This window comes from Brachybacterium sp. AOP3-A1-3 (assembly GCF_052378285.1).
GTDB lineage: Bacteria > Actinomycetota > Actinomycetes > Actinomycetales > Dermabacteraceae > Brachybacterium.
On record NZ_JBQSXM010000002.1, the window covers coordinates 390,443 to 416,094 of the forward strand.

The window sequence follows — 25,652 nt, forward strand, 5'->3', positions numbered from 1 at the left end:
GGAGGTGCGACCACCGAGGAGTCCTGCTACTGTTGCTCAGGTCGATCCCGCATAGCTCAATCGGCAGAGCATTCGACTGTTAATCGAAGGGTTGTTGGTTCAAGTCCAACTGCGGGAGCCACAGCAGGTACGCAGCCCCGGGGATTTCCCCGGGGCTGCGTTGTTCCCGCCCGATGGTTCTCGCGAAGGAGAGCACGATGCCCGCCGACCCCGATGAGGTCTTCCCGATCCCGGACTCCGCCGGTCCCGACAGCGTCTGGGCGGACCGATCGGGTCCGCGCACCCTGGTGGGTCGCAACCAGCGCGGGGTCGAGATCGCCATCGGCAAGGGCGAGGGCGAGATCAGCCCCGGCGAGCTCCTGAAGCTCGCACTCATCGGCTGCGCCGGGATGACCTCCGACGTCAACCTCGCCCGCCGTCTCGGCGATGACTTCGCGATGCGGCTGTGGGCGCACGGCGACTCCGACGACTCCGAGAACCGTTACGCCCGTATCAACGAAGAGGTCCAGCTGCCCCTGGACGGCCTCACCGAAGCCGAGATCGCGTCGGTCGCGAAGGTCTTCGGACGCGCCGTGGCCGCCGGATGCACCGTCGAACGCACCGTCGTCCCCGGCACCGAGGTCACCCACACGATCCTCGGGGTCGACGACCTGGGCGGGCAGGAGGACGCATGAGCATCCGCCCGATCCGCGTCGTCGGAGACCCGGTGCTGCGCACCACCTGCGATCCGATCCGTACGATCACCGACGGCACCCGCGGCCTCGTGCGCGACCTCATGGACACGGTCGACGACGACGGCCGCGCCGGGGTCGCCGCGAACCAGATCGGCGTGAGCCTGCGAGCGTTCTCCTGGAACCTCGAGGACCACGGGATCGGCTGCATCCTCAACCCGGTCATCGTGGAGCTCTCCGACGAGCTGCAGGACGACGACGAGGGCTGCCTCTCCGTGCCGGGCCTGTTCTTCCCGCGCACCCGCGCCGCTTTCGCGCGCTGCGTGGGCATCGACGTCGAGGGCCAGGAGATCGAGCTGGCCGGCGAGGGCATCACCGCCCGTCTCATCCAGCATGAGGTCGCCCACCTCGACGGCGAGCTCTACATCGACGGGCTCGAGCGCTCGGTCAAGAAGAAGGCATTGCGCCAGATCAGGGAAACCCTCTAAGCTCTGCATCAGCAGTAGAAGCATGAGCAGTCCGGCATCTCACACCACCCGGGCGGTTCCGATTCGTTGGGGAAGACGTATCGGAGACCGGAAGGAACGAGATGACTCAGGGCGTTCTCTATATTCACTCCGCGCCGCGAGCCCTCGCACCACATATCGAGTGGGCCGCCAACGGAGTTCTCGGCACGCCCTCCCGCATTCGCTGGGAGGAGCAGTACGTGGGCCGCGGCCTCGTGCGCGCCGAGCTGACCTGGCGGGGCCGTGACGACACCGGCCCCCGGCTCGTCAGCGCCCTGCGGGGAATGCACGACGTGCGCTTCGAGGTCACCCAGGAGGCGACCGTCTCGAGCGACGGCGCCCGCTGGAGCTGCACCCCGGAGCTGGGCATCTATCACGCGGCCACCGATCGCGCCGGCAACGCCGTCCTCACCGAGGACCATGTGCGAGGGTGCATGGACCGCGCCGGCGAGGATGCCGGGGCCCTGCGCCGGGAGCTGTCGATCGCGCTCGGCGAAGCCTGGGACGAGGAGCTGGAGATCTACCGACACGCCGGCGAGGGCGTCCCGATGCGCTGGCTGCATCGCGTCAGCTGAGCCCTGAGCCCTGAGCCCTGAGCCCTGAGCCCTGAGCCCAGAACGCGGCTGCCGGATCATGTCCGGCAGCCGCGTTCTGTGCGTCGTGCCCCGTGCACGGGGTGGAGCGCCGAGGATCAGGCGCTGGTGAAGACCACCGCGATGTCGTGACCGCCGAAGCCGAACGCATTGTTCAGCACGGCGATGTCGCCGCCGGGCAGATCCACCGGGGTGTTCTGCGCGATCCGCATCGGGGTCTCGGGATCGAGGTTCTGGATGTTGATCGTCGGCGGGGCGACGCGGTGGTACGCCGCGAGCGTCGAGAAGATCGACTCGAGCGCGCCGGCGCCACCCATCAGGTGCCCGGTCATCGACTTCGTGGACGTGACCACGATCTGGTCGGTGACACCGTCGAGGGCCGTCGCCACGGCGTTGAGCTCGCCGATGTCTCCGAGCGGGGTGGACGTGCCATGCGCGTTGACGTGCACGATGTCCTTCGCCGAGATCTCCGCATTTCCGATCGCCTCGCGCACCGCGCGGGCCTGGCCCTCTGCAGAGGGGGCGGAGATGTGGTGGGCGTCCGATGCCATGCCGCGACCGGAGGCGTAGGCGTACACGCGCGCTCCGCGTGCGGCGGCGTGCTCCTCGCTCTCGAGGACGAGGATGCCGGCGCCCTCGCCCAGCACGAAGCCGTCACGGTCCACGTCGTAGGGCCGTGAGGCGGTCTGCGGGTCGTCGACGCGGCCCGAGAGAGCACGGATGTTCGCGAAGGCGGCGAGCGTCATCGGGTGGATGCACGCCTCGGTGCCTCCGACGACGACGACGTCGGCCCGGCCGTCGCGGATCATGCTCATGCCCAGGGCGACGGCCTCGGCGCCGGAGGCGCAGGCCGAGACCGGGGTGTGCGCACCGGCACGGGCGCCGAGCTCCATGGAGATCTGGGCGCTCGAGGAGTTCGCCATGAGCATGGGCACGGTGAAGGGATTGACCCGACGGGCGCCGCGCTCACGCACCACATCCCACTGGTCCAGCGTGGTCCAGATGCCTCCGATCCCGGTGCCGACCACGACACCGAGCCGCTCGGGCTCGACCTCGGGGGAGCCGGCATCGGCCCAGGCCTGACGGGCCGCGACCATCGAGTACTGGCCGGAGGGGTCCAGCTTCTTGGATTCGGGCCGCGTGAGGGAGTCGAGGGCACCCGGAACGACCTGGCAGGCGAAGTCCACGGACAGGCCGTAGGTCTCCTTCCAGTCGTTGTCCAGCGTGCGGGCGGTCGACGTCCCGGCCAGGGCCGCCTCCCAGGTGGAAGCGATGTCGCCGCCGAGAGGATTGACGGTGCCGAGACCGGTCACGGCGACGCGAGAGCGGGAAGCGGACATACGGGCGGACCTCCGGGTCGGGGAGCGTGGAGCGAACGGCGACGCCCGGGACAGAAGCGTCCCGGGCGTCAGGAGGGGGTCAGGACTGCGCGCCCTCGATGAACTTGACGGCGTCGCCGACGGTGGCGAGGTTCTTGACCTCTTCGTCGGGGATGCGCACGTCGAACTTCTCCTCGGCGTTGACCACGATGGTCATCATGGAGATGGAGTCGATGTCGAGGTCGTCGGTGAAGGACTTCGCGAGCTGGACGTCCTCGGTCGCGACACCCGTCTCCTCGTTGACGATCTCGGCCAGGCCCGCGAGGATCTCGTTCTCGGTGTGTGCCATGGGGTTCTCCTTAGGTGAATGGATTGTGTGGCGGTGACAGACTACCCGCGCTGCAGCCGGTGTTCCGGCAGCGGCGACGATGTGGCCCGGGTGGCGTGATGCGGGCGACAGCCCGCCCGCACGCCGCGGTGATCAGGGGAGGACCAGCACCTGTCCGGCGTAGGCCAGACCGGCGCCGAACCCGAACTGCACGAGCACGTCACCGCTCTTCGCGGCGCCCTCCTCGAGCAGACGATGGGTGGCCAGCGGGATCGAGGCGGCCGAGGTGTTTCCGGTCTCGGCGATGTCGCGGGCGATGACGACGCTCTCGGGGAGCTTGAGCTGCTTGGCGAGCTCGTCGACGATGCGCATGTTGGCCTGGTGTGGCACGAACACGTCGATGTCCTCGACCGTCAGCCCGGACTGCTCGAGCATCTCGCGGATCTTCTTCGCGGTGTGCCAGACGGCCCAGCGGAAGACGGTGCGGCCGTCCTGCTCGAGAGTGGGCCACGGTCCGTTCCCGTCGCGGAAGTCCACGAGCGAGTTGGTCATCCGGATGGTGTTCCAGTTGTCGCCGTCGCTGCCCCACACGGTGGGGCCGATCTTCGGCTCGTCGCTGGGTCCGACGATCGCGGCGCCCGCGCCGTCACCGAGCAGGAACGAGATCGAGCGGTCCGTGGGGTCGACGAAGTCGGAGAGCTTCTCCGCCCCGATGACCAGCACGTGGCGGGCGGCGCCGGTGCGGACGAGGGCGTCGGCCTGTCCGATCCCGTATGCGAAGCCGGCGCAGGCGGCCGAGATGTCGTAGGCGATCACATCGGGGCGACCCAGCTCGCCGGCCAGCAGGGTGGCGAGCGAGGGGGTCGGGTACGGGAAGCTGATAGTAGAGACGATGATCGCGTCGAGGGTCTCCAGGTCGATGCCGGAACGCTCGATGGCCTCCTTCGCGGCGGTCAGGGAGAGGTCCTTGACGCCGACGTCCTTGCTGGCGCGGTGGCGGGTGATGATGCCGGTGCGCTGCTGGATCCACTCGTCCGAGGAATTGATGGGCTCGATGAGGTCGTCGTTGGGCACGATCACGTCGCCGCGGGCGGCGCCGTAGGCGAGGACCTGCGAACCCGGCACGGTGGGCCGGGGCTTGAGCGAAACGGCCATGTCAGTTCTCCTGGTCCGCGGTGGGGGCGACGCCGGCATGCTCGCGCACGAGCGAACGGGCGGCCTCGAGGTCATCGGGGGTGTTGAGGTTGGCCAGCGCGATGCCCTTGAGCTCCCGCTTGGCCAGCCCGGTCAGGGTACCGGCCGGAGCGACCTCGATCATCGCGGTCACGCCGCGCTCGCGCAGGGCGGCCATGCAGGCCTCCCAGTCGACCGGCGATGCGACCTGCGTGACGATTAGGTCGAGGTAGCGCGAGCCGCTCGTGACGATCTCGCCGCTCGCGTTCGAGACCAGCGGGACGGCCGGATCGGCGGGGGACAGGCTCGGGGCGAACGTGGCCAGCTCCTCGCGGGCACCGGCCATGTAGGGCGTATGGAAGGCTCCGGCGACCTGCAGCGGGATCACGCGGGCCTTGGCCGGTCCGTCCTCGCGGAGCGCCGTGATCGCCTCGAGGGAGCCGGCGGCCACGACCTGCGCCGCGGAGTTGATGTTCGCCGGGTGCAGACCATGACGCTCGATGGCGGCCAGGACCTCGTCCCGGGAACCGCCGACGACGGCGGCCATCCCCGTGGGCTCGGCGCCCGCGGCCGTCGCCATCGCCCGGGAGCGCACCGCGACCAGACGCATCGCGTCCTCATCGCTCAGCACGCCAGCCAGCGCAGCGGCGGTCAGCTCGCCCACGCTGTGCCCGGCGATCAGATCGGCACCAGGGAGGTCCCCGTCGGCGCCCAGCTGGGCGGCGGCGACGATCCCGGCGGCGACCAGCAGCGGCTGGGCCACGGCGGTGTCGCGCAGGGTGTCGGCATCGGACTCGGTGCCGTGGCGCAGAAGATCCACGCCCCCGGCCTCGGAGAGAGAGGCCAGCGTCTGCTCGACGCCCGGCAGCTCACGCCACGGGCTCAGGAATCCGGGCTTCTGCGCCCCTTGGCCGGGGCAGACGATCGCGAGCACGGGAACCTCCAGGAGGGAGAGAAAGAGAAAGAGGACGAAGGAGAGGCAGGGTCGCCGGGTCCCGCGAGGTGAGGGCCCGGGACGGGGCGGGAGAACACAGCCACCGGCTCGCCCCTCCCGGAGGAGGGACGAGCCGGTGGGGTGATCAGGACTCGCCGCCGAACGAGCCGGACTGGCCCGCGTTGACGTTGGTCAGGTCGTACTTGTCGATGGCCTGGCGCACGAGGGACGGATCGACCTTGCCCTCGCGGGCGAGCAGCTGCAGGGCCTTGACGACCATGGAGTGCGCATCGATCTTCAGGTGACGGCGGGCCGCCGGTCGGGTGTCCGAGAAGCCCCAGCCGTCCGCTCCGAGCACGCCGTACTGGCCGGGGATCCACTCGCGGATCAGGTCCGGCACCAGGAAGTCGTAGTCGGAGGTCGCGACGAACGGGCCGTCGATGCCCTCCAGGCGCTGCGAGATCCACGGGGTGCGCGGGTCCTCGGGGTTGAGCAGGTTGTGCTTCTCCGCCTCCTGGGCGTCCTTGCGCATCTCTGCCCATGAGGTCACCGACCAGACCGTGGCGCGCACGCCCCAGTCCTCGAGCAGGAGCTGGCGGGCGTGGCGTGCCCACGGCACGCCGACACCGGAGGCCAGCAGCTGAGCCTCGGGCCCGTCGCCATCGGCGGCCTCCTCGAGCACGTACATGCCCTTGAGGAGTCCTTCGACATCCAGATCCTCGGGCTCGGCCGGCTGCACCATCGGCTCGTTGTACACGGTGATGTAGTAGAAGACCTCCTGGAGGCGGTCGTCCTCGCCGTACATCCGCTGGAGGCCATCACGGATGATGTGGCCGAGCTCGTAGCCGTAGGCGGGGTCGTAGATGACCGTGCCGGGGTTCGTGTAGGCCAGGATCGGCGAGTGGCCGTCCATGTGCTGGAGGCCCTCGCCCGCCAGCGTGGTCTTGCCGGCCGTCGCGCCGATCACGAAGCCCTTGGCCATCTGGTCGCCGGCGGCCCAGAAGAAGTCGCCGGTGCGCTGGAACCCGAACATCGAGTAGAAGATGTAGAACGGGATCATCGGGAAGTCATGCGTGGCGTACGAGGTGCCCGCCGCGGTGAAAGCCGCGGTGGAGCTGATCTCGTTGATGCCCATGTGCTTGATCTGGCCGGAGGTGGACTCCTTGTAGGCCAGGAGCAGGTCGCGATCCACCGACAGGTAGTTCTGACCATCGGGGTTGTAGATCTTCGCCGTCGGGAACAGCGAGTCCATGCCGAAGGTACGGGCCTCGTCCGGGACGATCGGGACCCAGCGCTTGCCGGTCTCCTTGTCGCGCATGAGGTCCTTGAGCAGGCGCACGAGAGCCATCGTGGTCGCGATCTCCTGCTTGCCGGAGCCCCGACGCATCACCTCGTAGGCCTTGTCCCCGGGCAGGTCCAGCGCCTTGTGCTCGGTGCTGCGCGAGGGGACGGGGCCGCCGAGCTCCCCGCGGCGCTCCTTCAGGTACTGCATGACCGGGGTGTCGTCGGACGGCATGTACAGGGGCGCGTCGTAGACGCTGCCGCTCTCGAGCTGCTCGTCGCTGAACGGGATGCGCAGGGTGTCGCGCAGTGCCTTGAGGTCCTCGAGGGTGAACTTCTTCATCTGGTGGGTCGCGTTGCGGCCGGCGAAGTTCTTGCCCAGGCGGTAGCCCTTGATGGTGTGGGCGAGGATCACGGTGGGCTGGCCCTTGTGGTCCATCGCGGCCCGGAAGGCGGCGTGGATCTTCTTGGCGTCGTGGCCACCACGGTTGAGCTTCCACCAGATGTCGTCATCCGAGAGGTCCTCGACGAGGGCCTTCGTGCGGGGGTCCCGACCGAAGAAGTTGTCGCGGATGAAGGCGCCGTTCTCGGCGCGGTACGTCTGGTAGTCACCGTCGGGCGTGACGTTCATCAGGTCGATGAGCGCACCGTCGGTCGAGGACTCCAGCAGCGGATCCCAGCCCGAGCCCCAGATGACCTTGATGACGTTCCAGCCGGCGCCGCGGAACTGGCTCTCCAGCTCCTGGATGATCTTGCCGTTGCCGCGCACCGGGCCGTCGAGGCGCTGCAGGTTGCAGTTCACGACGAAGGTCAGGTTGTCCAGGTGCTCCTTGGCGGCGATGTGCAGCGCGCCACGGGACTCGACCTCGTCCATCTCGCCGTCGCCGAGGAATGCCCAGGTGTGCTGCTCGCTGGTGTCCTTGAGGCCACGGTTGGTGAGGTACTTGTCGAAGGAGGCCTGCTCGATCGCGGCGACCGGACCGATGCCCATGGACACCGTCGGGAACTCCCAGAAGTCCTGCATGGCGCGAGGGTGCGGGTACGACGGCATGCCGTGCTCGCTGGAGAACTCCTGACGGAAGCCGTCGAGGTCCTCCTGGCCCAGCCGGCCCATGAGGTAGGCGCGGGCGTAGATGCCGGGGGAGGCGTGACCCTGGAAGAAGATGTGATCGCCGCCGCCGGGGTGGTTGCGGCCCCGGAAGAAGTGGTTGAAGCCGACCTCGTACATCGTGGCGATCGAGGCGTAGCTGGAGAGGTGGCCGCCCACTCCGATGCCGGGAGCCTGCGCGCGGTGCACCAGCATCGCGGCGTTCCAGCGGTTGATGTTGCGCAGCTCCTTCTCGAGCTCCACATCACCCGGGTACTCGGGCTGGTCATCGACCGCGATGGTGTTGATGTAATCGGTCGCGAGGGAATCGGGAAGATGCAGATCCTGGTCACGAGCGTGCTGGATCAGGCTCTGGACGACCTCGGAGGCGCGGTCGGAACCGCGATGCTCGACGAGGCCGTCGAACGAGTCGATCCATTCCTGCGTCTCCTCAGGATCCGGATCCTGCGCATGACTGGGCAGATTGATGCCGATGGGGCGAGGGGTCTCGTGCGAAGTCACGATGTCCTTCTCTCTACGGGAGGCGATGGACCGGCCGTGGGGAGCTGTGGAGCGCCGGTGGGCACGGCTCCTCGGCCTCGGTTCCGGCAAGCCTACCGTTGCGAAAGGCGCTGGGAGCCTTCACAAGACCTCCCCACATGTGAGACGCCGAACACCCTCCATGGTGCGCAGGGCCCCACGATCGTCGGTGTCACGAGCCTGTCATGTCCGGGTCGGGACGTCGGCATCCGGGTATGCGCTCCTGGTGAATCTCACGCGTGTGCGTGCTCGAAGTGCGATGGGTTCACTCGTGACATAGCATGAGGGCCGCACAGCGCGTTCCGGGCACCTCAGGTGCTTCGGAAACTGCTGCGAATTCTTATCCCTACCTGTGAGGAGCTCTTTCTTGTCACCGTCGGCCGACGCCCCTTCGTCCAGCTCTCCTGCCGAGGCGCTGGCCTTCAGCTCGGGTCAGATCGTGCAGGAGTTCGGCTATGACGACGATGTCGATCTCGACCTGCGCGATGCGATCGAGGACGTCCTCGGCGACGAGCTCGAGGACGAGGACTGCCAGGAGATCGTCGACGGCGTCATCATGTGGTGGCGCGAGGGCGACGGCGATCTGACCGACGCCATGGTCGACACCCTCACGACCCTCGCGGCCGGAGCCCCCGTGTGGGTGCTCACGCCGAAGGCCGGTCGCGACGGGCACGTCGCCCCGGCGGACATCCAGGAGAGCGCCGGCACCGCCGGTCTCCGCGTGATGAGCACGGTGAGCCTGGCCCAGGACTGGACCGGCACGCGCCTCGCGAGCCGCACCAACTGATCTCACGCACGATCGGCACCTCGTGTGCGAGGTGCCGGCCCTCCGCCTGCGGAGGATGAGGGGCGTCCAGCCCCGCTCGGGTCGTTAGCTCAGTTGGTCAGAGCGCCTGGTTTACACCCAGGAGGTCGGGGGTTCGAGCCCCTCACGACCCACCTTCGAGAAGGCCCCTGATCCGCACCGGGAGTGCTGGAGCAGGGGTCTTCTCGCATCGTGGAGCCGAGGGCGGGACAGAAGGCAGGCGCTGCTGCCCGGTGCTGCGCGCGTCGTCGGGAAGTGCCCGCCTCGCTCAGCGGGAGACGACGTACAGCAGCACCAATGCACACGGCACCAGGAGCACGAGGCAGCCCCAGATCTTCGCCGTCTGCCCGTCCCGGGCCTTCTGCTCGTCGGTGCGGGGCATCTCGCCGGACGGGAACCCGGCCGCGCGGGCTTCGTCGCGGGTGCGTCGGCGCAGCGCGATCATCCGGTAGATCGCGACCGCGAGGAGACCGACGGTGGCGACGCCGAAGGCGAGCAGGATCAGGGTGTCGATGGCGCAACCTCCGAGAATGAGCGGGACCGGTGCGGACAGGTGCCAGGGGCGGGTGTGGACAGCGTCTCACGGCCGCCCGGCGCAGCCTGGACGGTTCCTATACTGGCACCAGCGTCGCGCGCGGGCCGAGCAGTTCCTTCCGGACCTGGTCAGAGTCCCGCGAGCGGCATCGCATGGAGGAGGAACCGCGCAGGTGAGTGCACCGAGCAGACCGTTCGACAGCGAGGCGATCCGGGCTGACTTCCCGATCCTGGGCCGCATGCTGGATCCGGAGACCCCGATGATCTACCTCGACGGCGGCGCCACTTCGCAGCGTCCCCGTCAGGTCATCGACGCCGAGGTCGCCTATCTGACCCACGACAACGCCGCCGTCAAACGCGGTGCGCACCGGATGGCGTCGGCGGCGACCGATGCCTACGAGGACTCGCGGGAGACCGTCGCCCGCTTCCTCGGCGCCCCCTCGCCCGATGAGGTCGTCTTCACGAAGAACGCCACAGAGGCGCTGAACCTCGTCGCGCGCTCCCTGGGCGACGGAGACGAGTCGACTCCGGCGCATCTGCGGGTGCGCGAGGGCGACGAGATCCTGGTGACCGAGATGGAGCACCACGCCAACCTCGTGCCCTGGCAGGAGCTCGCCCGGCGCACCGGCGCGACCCTGCGCTGGATCCCCATGGCTGATGACTTCACCCTGGATCTGTCGGACCTGGAATCGCTGCTCACCGAACGGACCCGGGTGGTGGCCTTCGCCCATCAGTCCAACGTGCTCGGCACCGTCAACCCGGTCGCGCGGCTGGTCGAGGCCGCCCGGGCCGTCGGCGCGCTCACCGTGCTCGATGCCGCGCAGTCCGCGCCGCACATGCCCTTCGACATCGCCGAGCTCGGCGTCGACTTCGTGGCGCTGTCCGGGCACAAGATGCTCGGACCCACCGGCATCGGCGTGCTGTGGGGCCGCTATGAGCACCTCGCGGCGATGCCTCCCTTCCTCACCGGCGGCTCGATGATCGAGATCGTCCATCTCGACCACTCGACGTACGCCGAGCCGCCCGCCCGCTTCGAGGCCGGCACCCCGCCGATCAGCCAGGCCGTCGGTCTGGCGGCGGCGTGCGACTATCTCTCCGCGCTCGGCATGGGGGCCATCGCCGAGCACGAGCGGGCGCTGACCGACCGTGCGCTGCGCGGCCTGTCGGGCATCGACGGCGTGCGCATCATCGGCCCGGCGGCCGGTCCGGAGCGCACCGGCGCGGTGTCCTTCGACCTCGCCGGTCGACACCCCCACGACGTCGGCCAGGTGCTCGACTCGCTCGGCCTCGAGGTGCGGGTGGGTCACCACTGCGCGTGGCCGCTGCACCGCCGCTTCGGCCTGCACGGCACCACACGGGCCAGCTTCTCCGTCCATACGACCGCCGCGGAGGTCGACGCCCTCATCGCGGGCGTCGCGCACACCGCCGACTTCTTCGGAGCGTTCGCATGAGCTCTGCCCTGAACTCCCTGTACACCGAGCTGGTCATCGAGCACGACCGACGCCCCCTGCACGCGGGGCTGCGTGAGCCGTTCCAGGCGGAGGTCCATCACGTGAACCCCACCTGCGGTGACGAGATCACGCTGCGCCTGCAGCTCTCCGGACGCGGCGAGGAGCAGCGCATCGAGGACCTCTCCTACGACGCGATCGGCTGCGCGATGAGCCGCGCCGCGGCGTCGATCATGGCGGATCTCCTCATCGGACGGACCGTCGCCGAGGTGGAGCCCGTGCGCGAGCACTTCGAGGCCGCCATGGGCTCCCGTGGTCGGATCGAGGGTGACGAGGACCTGATCGGCGACGGCGTGGCCCTGCTGGGCGCTGCGAAGTTCCCGGCCCGGGTCAAATGCGTCCTCATGCCCTGGAAGGCGTACCAGGCGGCCCTCGTCGAGCTCCGGACGCTGGAGGCGTGATGCCCGATCACACAGCGAGCGTCGGCTCCGTCACCGGGATCCTCGAGGAGGCCTTCCCCCTCGGCTGGGCGGAGGACTGGGACCGCGTGGGCCTCGTGCTCGGGGAGCGCACCGCCGACGTCTGCCGGGTGCTGCTGGCCGTGGACCCCACCGTCTCCGTCGCCCGGGAGGCCATCGACCGCGGCGCGCAGCTGCTGATCACCCATCACCCGCTGCTGCTGCGGGGCGCGAGCTTCCTGCCGGCCGATCAGGGCAAGGGTGCGGTGGTGACCGACCTGCTGCGGGCCGGCACCGCCCTGTGGTGCGGGCACACCAATGTGGACCGGTCCACCCGTGGCACCGTCGGTGCCTGGATCCGGGCGCTCGCCCTGCGCGATGCCCGCCCGCTGGTCCCGGGCCGCGCGGCCGACGACGGCGCTCATGGATCGGCGCTGTTCGGACTCGGCGCGGTCGGTGCCCTTCCGGCCCCGACCACCGTCGCAGCCCTGACCTCCGCGGTCGCCGGCCTCGTCCCGGCCACAGCGCGCGGCATCCTGCACACGGGGGATCCCGGACGAGAGGTCCGCACGGTGGCCGTGTGCCCCGGCGCCGGGGACTCCTTCCTCGAGGCCGCCGTCGCCGCCGGAGTCGATGCATACATCACCTCGGACCTGCGGCACCATCCCGCCCTCGAGCATCTCGAAGCCGCTGCGGATCACCGCGCCGTGCCCGCGCTCGTGGACGTCCCGCATGCGGCGAGCGAGGCGCTCTGGCTGCCGCTCGCACAGGAGCTGCTCGCGGAGACCGTCCCGGACCTCGAGGTGCTGATCAGCGAGCAGATGACCGACCCGTGGAGCGGACGCGCCGGCTGAGCCGGCCCCGCCCGACCGTTCTCAGCTCACCCGGTCCACGACGACCAGCCGATCCCCGTCGAGCTCGACCTGGAGCCCGGTGCCGAATGCGGCACGGACCACGTCGACGACCTCGTCGGCGGTCGTCGGGGTGCCTTCGACATCCACCAGGGCGCGCGTGACCAGTCCGCGGTACCGTTTCGCGTCATGCGAGATCACCTTCCGCACCCCGCCGCGCTCCTGCACCGGGGACACCTCGAGCACCCGCACGCCGGCCCCGCTGCGCATCGACATCATCGAGCGGTAGGAACCGGACCGGCTGTCGACGACCAGCGGGGAGCCGCTCTGTGCGAGCTCGGTGCGCAGCCGTGCGGCCACCGGCTTCAGGCGGGGTGCCCACCAGGATCCTGCCTTGCCCAGGCGCGACACCGTCGACGCGGCCGAGAGCCGGTAGGCCGGGATCCGATCGGTCGCCGCGTCCACGAGCCCGAACAGCGCGCTCTGCACGAGGACCCGTCGGTCGTCGGGGAGAGCGCGAGAGGGGTCCAGCTGGTCGTAGAGGACCCCGGAGTACACGCTCAGCGGCGCGGCTGCCGGCTCCTGCTCGACCTGCGCCATGCGCGCCACGAGCTCGGGGGAGGAGGCCGGGACGCCCAGCTTGTCCGCACCGCCACGGGCCTCGGCGGTGCGCACAGCGGCGCGCAGCATCATGCGGCGGGAGTCAGCGAGGTCCGGCAGGCCGAACGCGTCGAGATCGAGCGGTGCGGCCTCCGCGGGCGCTGGGCGGGTCTTGGTCTCCGAGGGGGGAAGCAGGATCAGCACCCCACCATTCTCGGCCGCGCCCAGGTGCTCCGCGGTCCCTGACCCGCGAGACGTTCGGCACGTCAGAGCGGTGACGACGTCGGTCGTGATGACGGCCGACGGTGCCGATCGGCGTAGACTCCGGGGCGGACCAGTCGGCCGGGCAGTCGCGTCCTCGGGGCTCACTCCCCGGGGCCGAGGAAAGTCCGGGCTCCATCCGGCACGGTGGTGGGTAACGCCCACCCGGAGTGATCCGCGGGACAGTGCCACAGAGAGCAGACCGCCGCCTGCGCCCCTCGGGGCACAGACGGTAAGGGTGAAAGGGTGGTGTAAGAGACCACCGCGGCCTCGGTGACGAGGTCGGCACGGTAAACCCCACCGGGAGCAAGGTCAGACAGGGAATGTTCGAGGGCGCCGGCCCGAGTTCCCGGGTAGACCGCTGGAGGTCGTCGGCAACGGCGATGCGAGATGGATGGCTGCCGATAACAGAACCCGGCTTACAGGCCGACTGGTCCGCCCCACGTCCTGACCCGGGCCGCGCATCCGTGCGCGACCCGGGAACAGCAGGGTCCGAGAACACCAGGGTCCAGGAACGCCAGGAACGCCAGGGACAGCGGGCACTACTGCGAGACAGAACCGGTGGGTCCTGCCCCTCCGCGCTGCGTCGTCCCTGCCGCGGCCCTCGTGGTCGTACTGGCCTTCGTGCCCGTCACGTCTTTCGTGCCCGTCACGTCGTTCTTGGCCTTCTAGTCGTTCTTTGCCTTCTTATCTTTCTTGGCCTTCTTGTCCTTCGTGGTCTTCTTCTCGTCGTCCTTCGTGGACGGCACGGAGCTCTCCCCGAGCGCCTTCTGCTCCTTGCGGGCGAGCACTGCGGCACCGATGATCCCGGCCTCGTTGCGCAGCTCGGCCGGCACGATCTCGGTCTTCAGATCCAGCAGGGGCAGGAACTTCTCGTGCTTCTTGGAGACGCCGCCGCCCACGATGATCCTGGTCGGGGAGAAGAGGAACTCGATGTGGGAGAAGTACTCCTGGAGGCGCCCGCCCCAGGTCTCCCAGTCCAGATCCTCCTTCTCCCGGATGGAGCTGGCCATGTACTTCTCGGCGTCGTCGTCGTGGAGCAGGACGTGCCCGAGCTCGGTGTTGGGGACCAGCTTCCCGTCCACGAACATCGCACTGCCCACTCCGGTGCCCAGAGTGATCACCAGAACCACCCCGGACGAGTTGCGGCCGGCACCGAATTCCATCTCCGCGATCCCCGCGGCGTCGGCGTCGTTGACCACGAAGACGTCGTGGCCGGTGCGCTCGGTCAGCAGGGCATCGACGTCGGTCCCGATCCAGGCGTCGTCGACGTTCGCCGCCGTGAGCGCGACGCCGTTCTGGATGACGGCCGGGAAGGTCACGCCCACCGGCATGCCGTCGGCGATGTCGAAGGAGCTGATCAGCTCGGCGACCGTGTCGGCGACCGCGTCGGGTGTCGACGGCTGCGGGGTCGTCAGACGGACCCGGTCCGCAGCCAGATCACCCTTCTTGAGACCCACGGGCGCGCCCTTGATGCCGCTCCCGCCGATGTCGATCCCGAACGCTGTGCGGTGCTTCGCCTTGGACATCGCCACTCCTGATCGCGGTGAACCGGGCGGAGGGACCGCCCGGCAGAGCGCCCCGTCCTCGGGGCGCCTACGGTGCGTCCACGATACCGGGCGGCCGGGTGCCGCGGAGCAGGGGTCCGGAAGCCGGGCGGCGTCCCGGTGAGCGCCCGCCTCAGACGACGGTGAGCAGCTCGGGACCCTCCGCGGTGATGAGCATCGTGTGCTCGAACTGGGCGGTGAAGGAGCGGTCCTTCGTGACCACCGTCCAGCCATCGTCCCACTGCTCCCAGGCCTGCGACCCGATCGTCACCATCGGCTCGATCGTGAAGGTCATGCCCTCCTCGATGACGTCGTCGAACATCGGTGCCGAGTCGTAGTGGGGGATGATCAGGCCGTTGTGGAAGCCTTCGGCGACGCCGTGGCCGGTGTAGTCCTGCACCGACTCGTAGCCGTGACGTGCCACGAACTTCTCGATCACGCGACCGATGACGTTGACCTGGCGGCCGGGCTTGGCGACCTTCACCCCTCGCATCATCGCCTCGTGGGAGATATCGATCAGCCGCTGCGCCCGCGGATCGATGTCCCCGACTGCGAAGGTGGCGTTGGTGTCGCCGTGGACGCCGTGGAGGAAGGCGGTGACGTCGACGTTGAGGATGTCCCCGGACTGCATGATGGTGGAGTCGGGGATGCCGTGGCAGATCACCTCGTTCAGGCTCGTGCAGCACGACTTCTCGAAGCCGAGGTAGCCGAGCGTCGAGGGATAGGCACCGTTCTCGACCAGCACGTCGTGCACCACGGCGTCGATGTGGTCGGTCGTGACGCCGGGCTCGGCGGCCTCACCGGCGGCCTGGAGGGCGAGGGCCGCGACGCGGCTCGCCTCGCGCACCCGCTCGATGATCTCGGGGGTCTGGACGCGGGGACCGGAGTCGGAGACCGCCTCGTCCTTGCCCACGTACTCGGGGCGCTCGATGCGCGCGGGCACCGTGCGTCGGGGGCCGATGGTGCCGGGCACCAGCTCGTCGCGGCCTTCTGGACGGAACCACACCTGCTCTACAGTCATACCCACCAGTCTCTCATCGACGCGGAAGGAGACCGACGTGACCGACGGCACGGAGTTCTTTTACAACCTCAGCACGGGCGACGTGGAGGAGGGGCGGCAATCGCCGGTGACGGACCTGATGGGCCCCTACGCCTCTCGCGAGGAGGCCCAGAAGGCGCTGAAGATCGCTGCGGCCCGCAACGACAAGTGGGAGCAGGACGACGACGCCTGGGAGGGCGCTGACGAGGCGTAGCACCACACGGCACGCCCGGGCCCGGAGCCGCTCAGTCGAAGGAGTGCTCCGGGCCGGGGTAGGTGCCCTCGGCGACCTCGACCCGGTACTGCTCGGCGGCGTGCGTGAGGTCGCGGCGCAGATCCGCGAACGCCTTGACGAACTTCCCGTGGAAACCGGACAGTCCTGCCATGTCCTGCCACACGAGCACCTGGCCGTCGCAGGAGGGCCCTGCCCCGATGCCGATCGTCGGGACCTGCACGACCTCGGTGATGCGGGCGGCGACCTGCGCGGGGACGAGCTCGAGCACGATCGCCGAGGCTCCGGCCTCCTGGATCGCCAGGGCGTCCTCGGCGAGCTGGTCCGCGCCGGCGGCATCTCGGCCCTGCACCCGGTGACCGGAGAGCGCGTTGACGGACTGCGGGGTGAACCCGAGGTGGCCCATCACAGGGATGCCGGCCTCGACGAGCGCCCGGATCTGCGGGACGATCGCGCGCCCGCCCTCGAGCTTGACCATCTCCGCGCCGGCGCGGATCAGGTCGACGCCATGGCGCACGGCGTCGGCCGGACCGGTCTCGTAGGTGCCGAAGGCGAGGTCCGCCACGATCAGCGGGCGGTGCACGCTGCGGGCCACGGCACCCGTGAAGGTGAGCATGTCCTGGTGCGTGGTCCCGGTGGTCGAGGAATGGCCGAGCACCGTGGTTCCTACGGAGTCACCGATCAGCAGCACGTCGATCCCGGCCGCCTCGAAGGCCTGGGCCGAGTACTGGTCGTAGGCCGTCAGCATCGAGAAGGGACGCCCGCGATCCTTGGCGTCGTGCAGATGACGGATACGGACCTTGGCCGGGCCGACGGGACCGGTGCCGGAGGGGGTGCTCACGATGTGCTCCTGGGCGGGTGGCTGGGTGATGCGGACGTCCTGCGGTCCTCGCGTGGACGAGCTGCCAGAGCGGGACCTGCGGATCCGGCGCGGACCCAGCCTAGCGGTGATGGGGAGTTCTCCCCCTGGCAGTCCATGGGTCCTCCGTGCCAAAGTTTTCCCTTGTCGGTATCAGTGCCGGCGTCGAGAGGGAGGAAACGAACATGACGTCGATCATGCGCAAGTCAGTGCGGGGCGCGGCAACAGGTCTGGGAGCTCTCGCCATCGTCGCGGGCGCATCGGGCTGTGGAAGTCTGCTCGGGGGAGGCGACGACGGCGAGCAGAAGCCCGCCGACGAGAAGGAGCAGCCCGCCGAGGATGACGGCGCCGCGAAGGACGACGGTGCAGCAGCCGAGGACGACGGCAGCGCCGGTGCCTCCGATGCGGGCGGCGACACCGAGGCCGCCGGTGCGGGATCTGCGGCGTCGGACGGCGGAGGAGACGCGGCGGCCGCCGGCGAGCTGAGCGACGAGGATCTGACGGCCGGCAGCGAGATGTTCGTCGAATTCCTCCAGGTGCTCGATGATGACACGACCGGCGCCTGCGAGATGATCTACGACCCCACGACGAAGGGCGCACCCAGCGACGAGTTCGTGACCGGGTGCGCGCCGGGACTGGAGTCCGGGTTCGAGGCCCAGGGGATCCAGCTGGAGCCGGGCATGTTCGACGCCTTCGACGCCTCCATGGTCGAGCTGACGGACAACGGCGACGGGACTGCGGCCGTCGCCGTGGCCGGCACCGACATGGGCATGAACGTGATCAAGGCCGATGACGGCGAGTGGTACGTCCAGGCTCCCATGTGATCCTTCGCGGATCACCGCGTCGCGCCCCGACATCCGCAGCGGATGTCGGGGCGTCGTGCTGTCGTCGGCGGGCACGACCTGAGGCAGACTGGGCGCATGGAACATCTCCACGACGACGTCATCCGAACGGTCTCCGATCGCGACGTGCGGTTCATCCGCCTGTGGTTCTGCGACATCGCGGGGACGCTGAAGTCCATCGCGATCTCCCCGTCGGACCTCGAGGCGGCGTTCACCGAAGGCATCGGGATCGACGGCTCCACGATCGAGGGGCTCACCCGCAGCTACGAGTCGGACATGATCCTGCGCCCGGACCCCGGCACCTTCGAGCTGCTGTCGTGGCGCGGCGAGACCAATGCGACCGGCCGGATGATGTGCGACGTCCTCACTCCGGACGGCGAACCGGCGGCGTCGGACCCGCGCCGTGTGCTGCGCGAGGCGCTCGCCCGCGCCGAGGAGAAGGGCCTGGAGTTCTTCGCCCATCCCGAGATCGAGTTCTACCTCTTCGAGGAGCCGTACCGGCAGGGCGAGAAGCTGCGACCGATCGACAGCGCCGGCTACTTCGACCATGTGCACCGCGGGCAGGGCCAGGACTTCCGGCGCGCCGCCATCGAGCACCTCGAGGCGATGAACATCCAGGTGGAGTTCTCCCACCACGAGAACGGGCCCGGCCAGAACGAGATCGACCTGCGCTACGCCGACGCGCTCACCACGGCGGACAACATCGTCACCCTCCGCACTGTCGTCAAGGAGGTCGCGCTGTCGATGGGGCAGGTCGCGACCTTCATGCCCAAGCCGATGATCGACCAGCCCGGCTCCGGCATGCACACCCACCTGTCGATGTTCCAAGGCGGCAAGAACGCCTTCCACGAGCCGGGTGCCCAGTACGGCCTCTCCCGCATCGGTCGGCAGTTCATCGCGGGACTGCTGCGCCACGCCCCCGAGTACAGCGCGGTGACCAACCAGTGGGTGAACTCCTACAAGCGCCTGTGGGGCGCGCAGGAGGCCCCGAGCTACATCTGCTGGGGCCACAACAACCGCTCCGCCCTGGTGCGGGTGCCGTTCCACAAGCCGACCAAGGGCACTAGCTCCCGTGTCGAGTTCCGGGGGCTGGACTCCGCCGCCAACCCCTATCTCGCCTTCGCCGCTCTGTTGGCCGCCGGGATGGCGGGCATCGAGGGGGAGTACGAGCTGCCCGAGGGCGCCGAGGACGCGGTCTGGGACCTCTCCGAGCGCGAGCGCCGTGCCATGGGCATCGAACCGCTGCCCACCGATCTGTTCCGTGCGCTGGAGAACTTCGAGAGCTCGGAGCTGATGGCGGCGACGCTCGGCGAGCAGGTCTTCGAGTTCTTCCTGCGCGACAAGAAGCAGGAGTGGGAGCGGTATCGCGAACAGGTGACCGACCACGAGCTGGCCTCGACCTTCAGCCGGGTCTGAGCCCCCGGGAGCACCTGCCCGCACCTGCCCGCACCTGACCCCGAGGGAGCGCACATGACGACGGAACCGCCCACCACGACCGGCGCCCTCGCCCGGCTGGGATTCAGCAGCACGGACCGGGTCCACCGGTTCCTCGCCGACCCCGTGCTCGCCGCGCTGGGACCGGGGGGACCGGCGCGCCTCGGCGCGACGGCCGACGGCGACGACGCCGTGCTCGGGCTGCTGCGCCTGGCGGAGTCCGCCCAGGAGAGCGGACAGTCGGCGCTGATGGACGACTTCCTCGCCTCCGTCGGCACGAAGGGCAGCCACGGGGAGCGCCTGATCCGTCTGCTGGGGACGTCCGTCGCCCTCGGGGACTTCCTCGCGCGCCATCCCGAGCGGCTCGACGCGCTGCGTGACGGCGACGACCAGCTGGCCCTGCCGGCGGCGACGGTCCGCGAGATGCTGCTGGAGGCCGTCGGCGCGGACCCGTCGGCCGATCTCCCGGTGGCGGGGGAGGGCGCCCGCGAGATGCGCGATGCCCTGCGCATCGCCTACCACGAGCGCCTGGTGCAGATCGCCGCCGCGGATGTCATGGCACCGTCCCCGATGGCGCTGCAGCCCCAGGTGTCCGCAGCGATCAGCGACCTCGCCGACGCCGCGCTGGACGCCGCCTCGGCGATCGCCCGGGCAGCGGTCGACGGGCACGAGAAGGTTCGCTGGGCCGTGATGGCGATGGGGAAGACGGGCGCCCGCGAGCTCAACTTCATCTCCGATGTCGATGTCATGCACGTGGTCGCCCCGGCCCAGGACGCGGCCTCGGGGACCGCGGCGGACGAGGAGGATCTCGTCGTCATCGGATCGGCCCTCGCCCGGGAGCTGGCCCGGGCCTGCTCGGACCGCACCTCGGAGGGGTCCCTGTGGCAGGTCGACGCGAACCTGCGCCCGGAGGGCAAGGACGGCCCGCTCGTGCGGACCATCGATTCCTATGCGCACTACTACGACCAGTGGGCGAAGTCCTGGGAGTTCCAGGCCCTGCTCAAGGCCCGCGCCGCTGCCGGTGATGCGGAGCTCGGCGCGCGTTTCGAGGAGCTCGTCGAACCCTGGATCTGGCAGGCCTCCACCCGCGACAGCTTCGTCGAGGACACCCGTGCCATGCGGCGTCGCGTCGTCGCGCACATCCCGCGCGGCGAGGTGGACCGCAACATCAAGCTCGGTCCCGGCGGGCTCCGGGACGTCGAGTTCACCGTGCAGCTGCTGCAGATGGTCCACGGCCGCACCGATGACCGGCTCCAGAGCCGATCCACCCTCGAGGCCCTGGCCCGGCTCGGGGAGGGTGGGTACATCTCCCGCGACCACGTGGCGGAGATGGACGACGCCTATCGGTTCCTCCGCTGCGTGGAGCACCGCCTGCAGCTGCATCGGCTGCGCCGCACCCAGGTGCTGCCCACCTCCGCGGCGGATCTGCGCCGCCTCGCCCGCACGATGGGTCTGAGCCGGAACGACTTCGACACGCAGTACAGCCGTACCCGCCGCCGGGTGAGGCAGCTGCACGAGGAGATCTTCTACCGGCCTCTGCTGGTGACCTCGTCGCAGCTGAGCGACGGCCAGATCTCGCTGACCCCGGAATCGGCGAAGGCCCGTCTCGCCGCGATCGGCTATCGCGACGGCACCCGCGCTCTCAGCCACATCTCCGCGCTCACCGAGGGCATCTCCCGGCGCGCCAAGATCCAGCGCCAGCTCCTGCCCGCCATGCTCGAATGGTTCGCCGACGGGATCGATCCCGACATGGGCCTGCTCGCCTTCCGTCGCATCTCCGACGAGATCGGGTCGGAGCACTGGTACCTCGGCCTGCTGAGGGACTCCGGACTCGCCGCCAAGCGGCTCACCCGGGTGCTCTCGGCCAGCCGCTTCGTCGGCGAGCAGCTCGAGAAGATCCCCGGCGCGGTGCGCTGGCTGGCTCGGGACGAACATCTGCGTCCGCTGCCCCGTGACGTGCTGGGACGCGAGTTCCTCGCGGTCATCTCCCGGGTGGACTCCGTCGAGGTCGCCCAGGACGTGCTGCGCCGGACCCGGCGCCGCGAGCTCCTGCGTATCGCCCTGGCGCACCTGACCGGGGTGTCGTCCCCGCGCGAGGTCGCCCGGGCACTGACCGACCTCGCCGAGGCCGTGCTCGAGGCGGGCCTGCTGGTCGCCTTCCACGTCGTCGCCCTCGAGCGTCACGTGGTCGATGAGGACGCCGAGACCCTGGACGAGGTGGACGTGGTCGACGTCGGCACCGCGAAGAGGCTGCGCGAGCGGCGCTCGGATCCGGCGCGCGCGCTCGGCGTGGAGATGGCGATCCTCGCGATGGGCAGCTTCGGGGCCCGCGAGATGGGCTACTCCTCCGACGCGGACGTCCAGTTCCTGGCGCTCGACCGCGGCGCCGGCGCGGCCACTGGGGAGATCGCGATCGCCGTCGCGACCCAGACCCAGCGGATCCTCAACGCCCCGGCCGCCGGGGCGGACATGAAGGTCAGCGCCGATCTGCGCCCCGAGGGCAGGGTGGGCCCGCTGGCCCGCAGCATCGAGGCGTGGACGACGTACTACCGCCGGGACGCCCAGACCTGGGAGAAGCAGGCCCTGCTGCGCGCACGGCCGGTGGTGGCCTCCGAGGCGATCGCCGCCGAGCTGCGGGAGGAGATGGACCGGCACCGCTATCCGGCAGGCGGTCTGGACGCGGGCGCCCGGCGCGAGATCACTCGGATGAAGGCTCGCGTGGAGTCGGAGCGGCTGCCCCGCAACGCCGACCCGTCCCGGCACGTGAAGCTGGGCCGCGGCGGGATGACCGACGTCGAGTGGAGCGCGCAGATCCTGGCCCTGGAGCACGGGCACGAGATCGAGGGCCTGCGCACCACGTCGACCATGGATCAGCTCCAGGCGGCCACCGAGGCGGAGCTCATCTCGGGCCGCGAGGCCCGCGAGCTGACCAAGGCGTGGGACCTGGGCTGGCAGGTGCGCCGCTGCCTGTTCCTGTGGAAGGGACGCGAGGGAGATGTGCTCCCGTCGGACCGCAACGAGCTGCGCGCCCTGGCCTGGCTGATCGACGGCGACGACTGCACGGCGTCGGACCTCGAGGAGCGGTATCTGCGCCGCACGAGGCGGGCCCGGATCATCGCCGAGCGTCTCATCTTCGGCACCGAGGAGTGAGGAATGAGGAATGGGGGATCAGGGATGGGGAGTGAGATCGACGAGACCGAGCACCCCGTCACGCCGTGACGTGGGCGTCGTGCGCGGCGCGTCCGTCCCCAGCGCCCCCGCGGAGACCCCGGCAGGCCGTACCGTGGTCGCTGTCCCTGCACCCCGTGCACCGTGCAGCCTCCGCACGCCCTCGCACCCTCCTGAGGAGCTATGACCACCCCGAAGCTCAGCGCCGACACCCCGCGCGGCCGCATGTACCGACTCGAGCCCGACGGTCCGCTGCTGTACCCCTCGATCACGAACGTGGCGGGGATGCGGGCGAAGGATTTCCTGCAGGGCTGGTACGCGACCATGGCCTCGAAGCGGGCACTGGAGATGTACTCCTGGCTGGATCGCAATCCTGATCGCGCCGCCGCCGAGATCTCCCGCGTCTCGCGGGACAGATGGGGCACTCAGAAGCGCATCGCCGCGGCCGCCCCGGAGTACACCCGCACCACCGCCGATTTCGGCACTCTGGTCCACGCGGCCTGTGAGCTGTGGGGCACCAGCGGCTCCCGGCCCTCCGACGCCGAGATCGGTGAGCTCGCCGACTCGATGCGAGCCTCCCAGGGAGCATTCGCCACGGAGAAGGACCCGCAGGCGCTCATCGCACGCGCCGGGATCCGCCTGGACGGCTACGGCCGGTTCCTGGAGGATTATCAGCCCGAGTTCGTCGAGATCGAGCAGACTGTCGTGAACCACACCGTCGGCTACGCCGGCACCACCGATGCGATCGCACGGATCGGCAACACCCTGCTCAGCGCCGACATCAAGACGTCCAAGAAGGTGCGCGGCGACTATGCGCTGCAGGGCGTGGCGGTGTGCCGCGCCGAAGAGCTCCTGGACGACGACGGCACGCTGCGCGAGATGCCGGAGCTCACGGGGGCGTTCATCATCCACCTGCCCGAGGCCGGCGGTTACCAGGCCGTCCCGCTGCGCACCGGGGACGCCGAGTTCGAGGTGTTCCGCGCCCTGCGCAGCGCCTGGTCCTTCGAGCCCGACGAGTGCGCGCTCGAGGCGAGCTCGGGGCCCAAGGACCTGCTGCTGTCGCTGCTGCGGGCCAAGGGCGGGATGGACGGACTGGGCTGAGCGAACCGGGATGATCCGCCGGGGCAGTCCGGCCCGGCCCGGCCCGGCCCCGCGGCCTCGACCGGCTCGGACGACGGGTCGGACGGTCGCGCCGGGCATCGAGATCACTCGGGTCGCAGCAGCCCCGTGGCGCGGGCGCGGGCGACCGCCTCGGTGCGCCGGGTGACGCCCAGCTTGTCGAAGACATGCACCAGGTGGGTCTTGACCGTGGCCTGGGAGAGGAACAGGTCGCTCGCGATCTGGGCGTTGGTGCGTCCGGCCGCGACCAGGGTGAGCACCTCGAGCTCCCGCGCGCTGAGCGCGGTGTCCGTGCGCCGCTCCCGCAGCCGTTGCGAGATCCGCGGATCGACGGTGCCGGCGCCGTCGGCCGCACGGCGCACGGCGGAGACCAGCTCCTCGGCGGGGGAGTCCTTGAGCAGGTAGCCGCCGGCACCGGCATCCATCGCGGCGGTGACGTCCTGATCGTTGTCGTAGGTGGTCAGCACCAGCACCGTGGGTGGCGGCACCAGCTGGCTCAGCGCCGGGATGATGTCGGTGCCGCGCTCCTGGCCGACCCCGAACTGCAGGTCCAGCAGCACCACGTCCGGGGTGGTGGAACGTGCCTGCAGCACCGCCTCCTGCGGTGTCGAGGCTTCGGCGACCACCTCGAGGCCGTCCTCAGCGCTGAGCACGGCGATCAATCCGCGGCGGACGATCGCATGGTCATCGGCCAGGAGAACTCGGATCATGCGGACTCCTCAGGAGCAGGGACAGGGTGGGGGAGCGGCATGACCACCTGTACGGCGGTGCCGCTGCCCGGGGTGGATTCGACGAGCAGGGTGCCTCCTACCGAGGCGGCCCGCGCGCGGGCGGATCGCAGCCCGAAGCCCGCGACCTGCTCGGGGACGAAGCCGCGGCCGTCGTCGACCACGTCCAGCATCACCTCACCGTCGTGGACTTCGAGCGTCACCATCGTGCGCGAGGCCTGTGCGTGCTGGACCGTGTTCGCCAGCAGGGACTCGACCAGGCGCAGCACGGCGCGAGCGGTGCTGCGGGGCAGGGTCTCGAGCTCGTGGTCCGTGATCTCGTCCCGCAGGGTGACGTGCGAACGGCCCACCCGCCCGGCATCGGCCACGAGGCGGTGCAGCTCGTCGCGCAGGGCGGTGCCCGAAGGGATCTCGGGATCGGCGGCGTCGACGAAGCGGCGGGTCTGCATGCCGGTGCGGGCCGCGGCGGCGCGGGCCTCCTGCACGAGAGTGCGGGCCTCCTGGTTGTCCGCGCGGTCCAGGGCGACATCGGCGGCATCCAGCAGCAGATGGATCGAGAGGTTCGACTGCGCGACCGTGTCATGGAGCTCACGGGCGATCCGGTCCCGTTCGGCGGCAGTGGTCGCCGCACGGGTCTGCTCGGCGATGGTGTCCCGCGCGGTGGCGAGCTGACGGGCCAGGCGGGTGCGTCGATCGACCTCCCGCTGCAGGGCACGGACCGTGATGACCACGGCGAGTGCGACCAGCGCTCCGATCATGGGGCCGGCCACTTCCCCCGGCATCGGATCGGAGGACCACGCGGTGTATCCGAGCACCGCGATGGCGGTGACGACCGCGAGCGCGACGAGCCCGCCGGCGAGCGGCAGTGCGTAGAGCACGGCGAAGTCCAGGCCGAAGGCCACCCATACCGTCTCCGGCCCCAGGGTGAAGGTGCTTGCCCAGACCACGATGCTCGGTGCCAGATACGCCAGGGCGCTCCAGGATCCCTCTGGGCCCGCCCGGTGGCGCAGTGCGCGCCGGGCGCCGATGGAGTAGATGGTGGTGAAGACGGCCAGCAGCGCGACCACGATCCAGCTGCGGGCGGTCGCGGGTGGAGCCAGCACGAGCCCCGTGACCAGCATGACCATGAGGTAGACGAGGGCATGGACGGCCCAGCGCAGGGAGGCGGCGAAGGGGGTCGGGGCGAGGTCGGCGTGCGACACCTCGGGGGCCTGGTCGTCCACGCCGTCGGTCGCCTCGTGCTCGGTCATACCGCGACCCTATCCGGCGAGGAGACAGGATGTTCCCCGTCAGGG

Annotated in this window: 24 protein-coding genes, 2 tRNA genes and 1 other RNA gene; 15 read left to right on the forward strand and 12 right to left on the reverse strand. The window is 70.0% G+C overall.

What is annotated here, in order from left to right; translation table 11 throughout:
* The first annotated feature begins 45 nt into the window (after positions 1-45).
* From ACT3T5_RS04520 to ACT3T5_RS04535, 4 genes are all read left to right on the forward strand, one after another.
* Positions 46-121 (forward strand) — tRNA-Asn (locus ACT3T5_RS04520).
* Between the two features lie 76 nt (positions 122-197).
* Positions 198-674, forward strand: a complete 477-nt coding sequence (locus ACT3T5_RS04525; protein ID WP_444576919.1) for an OsmC family protein — start codon at positions 198-200, stop codon at positions 672-674.
* Positions 671-1,159 (forward strand): peptide deformylase, encoded by a 489-nt coding sequence (locus tag ACT3T5_RS04530; protein WP_444576918.1) that lies wholly within the window; start codon positions 671-673, stop codon positions 1,157-1,159. Before ACT3T5_RS04525 ends, ACT3T5_RS04530 begins: the two co-directional genes overlap by 4 nt.
* A gap of 101 nt (positions 1,160-1,260) precedes the next feature.
* Positions 1,261-1,752 carry a DUF3145 domain-containing protein gene (locus tag ACT3T5_RS04535; protein ID WP_444576917.1) on the forward strand — a complete coding sequence of 164 codons (492 nt, stop codon included), beginning with the start codon at positions 1,261-1,263 and terminating at the stop codon, positions 1,750-1,752.
* Positions 1,753-1,868: 116 nt separating this feature from the next.
* Here ACT3T5_RS04535 and ACT3T5_RS04540 read toward each other — a convergent pair whose 3' ends face one another.
* The 5 genes from ACT3T5_RS04540 to aceE all read right to left on the reverse strand — a co-directional run bounded on the left by ACT3T5_RS04540 (position 1,869) and on the right by aceE (position 8,414).
* A complete protein-coding gene (locus tag ACT3T5_RS04540; RefSeq protein WP_444593715.1) occupies positions 1,869-3,110 on the reverse strand; it encodes a beta-ketoacyl-[acyl-carrier-protein] synthase family protein in 1,242 nt (413 codons plus the stop codon).
* Positions 3,111-3,189: 79 nt separating this feature from the next.
* On the reverse strand, positions 3,190-3,438 hold the full coding sequence (locus ACT3T5_RS04545; protein ID WP_193119399.1) for an acyl carrier protein: 249 nt from the start codon (positions 3,436-3,438) through the stop codon (positions 3,190-3,192).
* Positions 3,439-3,570: 132 nt separating this feature from the next.
* Positions 3,571-4,572, reverse strand: coding sequence for a beta-ketoacyl-ACP synthase III (locus ACT3T5_RS04550; protein ID WP_444576916.1), 1,002 nt, complete (start codon positions 4,570-4,572; stop codon positions 3,571-3,573).
* 1 nt (position 4,573) lies between these two features.
* Positions 4,574-5,524, reverse strand: coding sequence for an ACP S-malonyltransferase (locus tag ACT3T5_RS04555; protein ID WP_444593716.1), 951 nt, complete (start codon positions 5,522-5,524; stop codon positions 4,574-4,576).
* 145 nt (positions 5,525-5,669) lie between these two features.
* Positions 5,670-8,414 (reverse strand): pyruvate dehydrogenase (acetyl-transferring), homodimeric type, encoded by a 2,745-nt coding sequence (aceE, locus tag ACT3T5_RS04560; RefSeq protein WP_444576914.1) that lies wholly within the window; start codon positions 8,412-8,414, stop codon positions 5,670-5,672.
* A 385-nt stretch (positions 8,415-8,799) separates the two neighbouring features.
* On the opposite strand from aceE, the gene ACT3T5_RS04565 reads away from it, so the two are divergent.
* Together ACT3T5_RS04565 and ACT3T5_RS04570 are read left to right on the forward strand one after the other, a co-directional pair.
* Positions 8,800-9,219, forward strand: a complete 420-nt coding sequence (locus tag ACT3T5_RS04565; RefSeq protein ID WP_443349749.1) for a DUF3052 domain-containing protein — start codon at positions 8,800-8,802, stop codon at positions 9,217-9,219.
* A 78-nt stretch (positions 9,220-9,297) separates the two neighbouring features.
* Positions 9,298-9,371 (forward strand) — tRNA-Val (locus ACT3T5_RS04570).
* A 134-nt stretch (positions 9,372-9,505) separates the two neighbouring features.
* On the opposite strand, the gene ACT3T5_RS04575 is transcribed toward ACT3T5_RS04570, so the two are convergent.
* Positions 9,506-9,682, reverse strand: coding sequence for a hypothetical protein (locus ACT3T5_RS04575; protein WP_444576912.1), 177 nt, complete (start codon positions 9,680-9,682; stop codon positions 9,506-9,508).
* A 262-nt stretch (positions 9,683-9,944) separates the two neighbouring features.
* Here ACT3T5_RS04575 and ACT3T5_RS04580 point away from each other — a divergent pair, with 262 nt between their 5' ends.
* From ACT3T5_RS04580 to ACT3T5_RS04590, 3 genes are read left to right on the forward strand one after another with little or no spacing between them, the layout of a single operon-like run.
* Positions 9,945-11,222 (forward strand): aminotransferase class V-fold PLP-dependent enzyme, encoded by a 1,278-nt coding sequence (locus tag ACT3T5_RS04580; protein ID WP_444593717.1) that lies wholly within the window; start codon positions 9,945-9,947, stop codon positions 11,220-11,222.
* Positions 11,219-11,680: a Fe-S cluster assembly sulfur transfer protein SufU gene (sufU, locus tag ACT3T5_RS04585; protein ID WP_443335246.1), complete on the forward strand. Its 462-nt coding sequence runs from the start codon at positions 11,219-11,221 to the stop codon at positions 11,678-11,680. The genes ACT3T5_RS04580 and sufU overlap by 4 nt, the downstream gene beginning before the upstream one ends.
* The gene (locus ACT3T5_RS04590) at positions 11,680-12,531 is read left to right on the forward strand and encodes a Nif3-like dinuclear metal center hexameric protein (protein ID WP_444593718.1); all 852 of its coding nucleotides are present in this window, start codon (positions 11,680-11,682) and stop codon (positions 12,529-12,531) included. The genes sufU and ACT3T5_RS04590 overlap by 1 nt, the downstream gene beginning before the upstream one ends.
* A gap of 21 nt (positions 12,532-12,552) precedes the next feature.
* On the opposite strand, the gene ACT3T5_RS04595 is transcribed toward ACT3T5_RS04590, so the two are convergent.
* Positions 12,553-13,332: a YaaA family protein gene (locus tag ACT3T5_RS04595; RefSeq protein ID WP_444576909.1), complete on the reverse strand. Its 780-nt coding sequence runs from the start codon at positions 13,330-13,332 to the stop codon at positions 12,553-12,555.
* A gap of 130 nt (positions 13,333-13,462) precedes the next feature.
* Here ACT3T5_RS04595 and rnpB point away from each other — a divergent pair.
* An RNA gene (gene rnpB / locus ACT3T5_RS04600) (RNase P RNA component class A) lies at positions 13,463-13,827 on the forward strand.
* A gap of 230 nt (positions 13,828-14,057) precedes the next feature.
* Here the strand turns inward: rnpB and ppgK are convergent.
* Together ppgK and map are read right to left on the reverse strand one after the other, a co-directional pair.
* Positions 14,058-14,918: a polyphosphate--glucose phosphotransferase gene (gene ppgK / locus ACT3T5_RS04605; protein ID WP_444593719.1), complete on the reverse strand. Its 861-nt coding sequence runs from the start codon at positions 14,916-14,918 to the stop codon at positions 14,058-14,060.
* A gap of 151 nt (positions 14,919-15,069) precedes the next feature.
* Positions 15,070-15,957, reverse strand: a complete 888-nt coding sequence (map, locus tag ACT3T5_RS04610; RefSeq protein WP_443335250.1) for a type I methionyl aminopeptidase — start codon at positions 15,955-15,957, stop codon at positions 15,070-15,072.
* 37 nt (positions 15,958-15,994) lie between these two features.
* Here map and ACT3T5_RS04615 point away from each other — a divergent pair, with 37 nt between their 5' ends.
* On the forward strand, positions 15,995-16,189 hold the full coding sequence (locus ACT3T5_RS04615) for an SPOR domain-containing protein (protein ID WP_443335251.1): 195 nt from the start codon (positions 15,995-15,997) through the stop codon (positions 16,187-16,189).
* A 31-nt stretch (positions 16,190-16,220) separates the two neighbouring features.
* Here the strand turns inward: ACT3T5_RS04615 and panB are convergent, their stop codons facing one another.
* Positions 16,221-17,048 carry a 3-methyl-2-oxobutanoate hydroxymethyltransferase gene (gene panB / locus ACT3T5_RS04620; RefSeq protein WP_443335252.1) on the reverse strand — a complete coding sequence of 276 codons (828 nt, stop codon included), beginning with the start codon at positions 17,046-17,048 and terminating at the stop codon, positions 16,221-16,223.
* Between the two features lie 203 nt (positions 17,049-17,251).
* Between panB and ACT3T5_RS04625 the strand changes: the two genes are divergently transcribed.
* The 4 genes from ACT3T5_RS04625 to ACT3T5_RS04640 all read left to right on the forward strand — a co-directional run bounded on the left by ACT3T5_RS04625 (position 17,252) and on the right by ACT3T5_RS04640 (position 23,611).
* Positions 17,252-17,890: a hypothetical protein gene (locus tag ACT3T5_RS04625; RefSeq protein ID WP_444576906.1), complete on the forward strand. Its 639-nt coding sequence runs from the start codon at positions 17,252-17,254 to the stop codon at positions 17,888-17,890.
* 96 nt (positions 17,891-17,986) lie between these two features.
* Positions 17,987-19,324, forward strand: a complete 1,338-nt coding sequence (locus ACT3T5_RS04630) for a glutamine synthetase family protein (protein ID WP_444576905.1) — start codon at positions 17,987-17,989, stop codon at positions 19,322-19,324.
* A 54-nt stretch (positions 19,325-19,378) separates the two neighbouring features.
* Positions 19,379-22,492 (forward strand): bifunctional [glutamine synthetase] adenylyltransferase/[glutamine synthetase]-adenylyl-L-tyrosine phosphorylase, encoded by a 3,114-nt coding sequence (locus ACT3T5_RS04635; protein WP_444576904.1) that lies wholly within the window; start codon positions 19,379-19,381, stop codon positions 22,490-22,492.
* Positions 22,493-22,693: 201 nt separating this feature from the next.
* Complete coding sequence (locus ACT3T5_RS04640) at positions 22,694-23,611, forward strand: hypothetical protein (protein ID WP_444593720.1); 918 nt, start codon at positions 22,694-22,696, stop codon at positions 23,609-23,611.
* A 104-nt stretch (positions 23,612-23,715) separates the two neighbouring features.
* On the opposite strand, the gene ACT3T5_RS04645 is transcribed toward ACT3T5_RS04640, so the two are convergent.
* Together ACT3T5_RS04645 and ACT3T5_RS04650 are read right to left on the reverse strand one after the other, a co-directional pair.
* Positions 23,716-24,339 carry a response regulator gene (locus ACT3T5_RS04645; protein WP_444593721.1) on the reverse strand — a complete coding sequence of 208 codons (624 nt, stop codon included), beginning with the start codon at positions 24,337-24,339 and terminating at the stop codon, positions 23,716-23,718.
* Positions 24,336-25,607, reverse strand: coding sequence for an ATP-binding protein (locus ACT3T5_RS04650; RefSeq protein ID WP_444593722.1), 1,272 nt, complete (start codon positions 25,605-25,607; stop codon positions 24,336-24,338). The genes ACT3T5_RS04645 and ACT3T5_RS04650 overlap by 4 nt, the downstream gene beginning before the upstream one ends.
* Between the last annotated feature and the right edge of the window lie 45 nt (positions 25,608-25,652).

What these genes read in the sequence shown, in the direction of transcription:
- ACT3T5_RS04525 (WP_444576919.1), top strand. Translation starts at nt 198, where the DNA reads ATGCCCGCCGACCCCGATGAGGTCTTCCCGATCCCGGACTCCGCCGGT.
- ACT3T5_RS04530 (WP_444576918.1), top strand. Translation starts at nt 671, where the DNA reads ATGAGCATCCGCCCGATCCGCGTCGTCGGAGACCCGGTGCTGCGCACC.
- ACT3T5_RS04535 (WP_444576917.1), top strand. Translation starts at nt 1,261, where the DNA reads ATGACTCAGGGCGTTCTCTATATTCACTCCGCGCCGCGAGCCCTCGCA.
- ACT3T5_RS04540 (WP_444593715.1), bottom strand. Translation starts at nt 3,110, where the DNA reads ATGTCCGCTTCCCGCTCTCGCGTCGCCGTGACCGGTCTCGGCACCGTC.
- ACT3T5_RS04545 (WP_193119399.1), bottom strand. Translation starts at nt 3,438, where the DNA reads ATGGCACACACCGAGAACGAGATCCTCGCGGGCCTGGCCGAGATCGTC.
- ACT3T5_RS04550 (WP_444576916.1), bottom strand. Translation starts at nt 4,572, where the DNA reads ATGGCCGTTTCGCTCAAGCCCCGGCCCACCGTGCCGGGTTCGCAGGTC.
- ACT3T5_RS04575 (WP_444576912.1), bottom strand. Translation starts at nt 9,682, where the DNA reads ATGATCGCGCTGCGCCGACGCACCCGCGACGAAGCCCGCGCGGCCGGG.
- sufU (WP_443335246.1), top strand. Translation starts at nt 11,219, where the DNA reads ATGAGCTCTGCCCTGAACTCCCTGTACACCGAGCTGGTCATCGAGCAC.
- ACT3T5_RS04590 (WP_444593718.1), top strand. Translation starts at nt 11,680, where the DNA reads ATGCCCGATCACACAGCGAGCGTCGGCTCCGTCACCGGGATCCTCGAG.
- ppgK (WP_444593719.1), bottom strand. Translation starts at nt 14,918, where the DNA reads ATGTCCAAGGCGAAGCACCGCACAGCGTTCGGGATCGACATCGGCGGG.
- map (WP_443335250.1), bottom strand. Translation starts at nt 15,957, where the DNA reads ATGACTGTAGAGCAGGTGTGGTTCCGTCCAGAAGGCCGCGACGAGCTG.
- ACT3T5_RS04625 (WP_444576906.1), top strand. Translation starts at nt 17,252, where the DNA reads ATGACGTCGATCATGCGCAAGTCAGTGCGGGGCGCGGCAACAGGTCTG.
- ACT3T5_RS04630 (WP_444576905.1), top strand. Translation starts at nt 17,987, where the DNA reads ATGGAACATCTCCACGACGACGTCATCCGAACGGTCTCCGATCGCGAC.
- ACT3T5_RS04635 (WP_444576904.1), top strand. Translation starts at nt 19,379, where the DNA reads ATGACGACGGAACCGCCCACCACGACCGGCGCCCTCGCCCGGCTGGGA.
- ACT3T5_RS04640 (WP_444593720.1), top strand. Translation starts at nt 22,694, where the DNA reads ATGACCACCCCGAAGCTCAGCGCCGACACCCCGCGCGGCCGCATGTAC.
- ACT3T5_RS04645 (WP_444593721.1), bottom strand. Translation starts at nt 24,339, where the DNA reads ATGATCCGAGTTCTCCTGGCCGATGACCATGCGATCGTCCGCCGCGGA.
- ACT3T5_RS04650 (WP_444593722.1), bottom strand. Translation starts at nt 25,607, where the DNA reads ATGACCGAGCACGAGGCGACCGACGGCGTGGACGACCAGGCCCCCGAG.